We start from the raw sequence: 654 nt of genomic DNA, 5'->3' as shown, positions 1-654 counted from the left end.
GACCAGTTATCAAAAACTTCATTGATGACTTTATTCTCGATAAAAATCATCTGCTATCACAGAGAATCTATAAATAATAGTGCGTAAGTCCTATACATATTTAAAAGATCAGGAATTTTGCTGTTGGAACAGGCTCTGCACAAAACGTGAAAAACGCTGGTTCTGCGTTGCAAAGAAATTCTGTGTTGGCGTGGTGCGGATGGTGTTCAGCATTTTCAATTCATCATCTGTCGCTGGAATCATACTGATGTTGCGTTTTTGCTGATCCAGCGCCTTGCCGATAAGTGAAGATGAGGTCGCTTTATCAATCGTTTTTATGTTACTGCTTTCTTTAATTGCAGCAGCATGCCCGAACTGGACTGAACATGCCAAAAATAGACTTAAGCATAGTGTTTTTTCTAATTTTAATGCTCGCATTGATACGCCCCTACATGATTTCGAGTCTAAAAGACTAACTAAGCAAATATACTATTGCTTTAATGATACAATTTAAACATAAATATTAATGAAAAAGTGGAATGGCATCACATTTTTGCAAAAAAAGATAAAGTTCCATTAATTTTATCCATTGGAGCGTAAAACCTCGGGGTTTAGCCCGAGGATATAAGCGACTGGCGTAAGCCATTAATGCGGTGTTTGCTGTTGTTGAATATA

Annotated in this window: 1 protein-coding gene; it reads right to left on the bottom strand. The window is 37.0% G+C overall.

Annotation, left to right across the window (positions count from 1 at the left end):
• Positions 1–108: 108 nt before the first annotated feature.
• The gene (locus F972_RS12920; protein ID WP_004756973.1) at positions 109–417 is read right to left on the bottom strand and encodes a hypothetical protein; all 309 of its coding nucleotides are present in this window, start codon (positions 415–417) and stop codon (positions 109–111) included.
• Between the last annotated feature and the right edge of the window lie 237 nt (positions 418–654).

Origin of the sequence: Acinetobacter sp. CIP 102529, assembly GCF_000368325.1 — a bacterium.
Taxonomy (GTDB): Bacteria; Pseudomonadota; Gammaproteobacteria; order Pseudomonadales; family Moraxellaceae; genus Acinetobacter; species Acinetobacter parvus.
The sequence above is the reverse complement of the archived record's forward strand: the minus strand, read 5'-3'. Positions and strand labels throughout refer to the sequence as shown.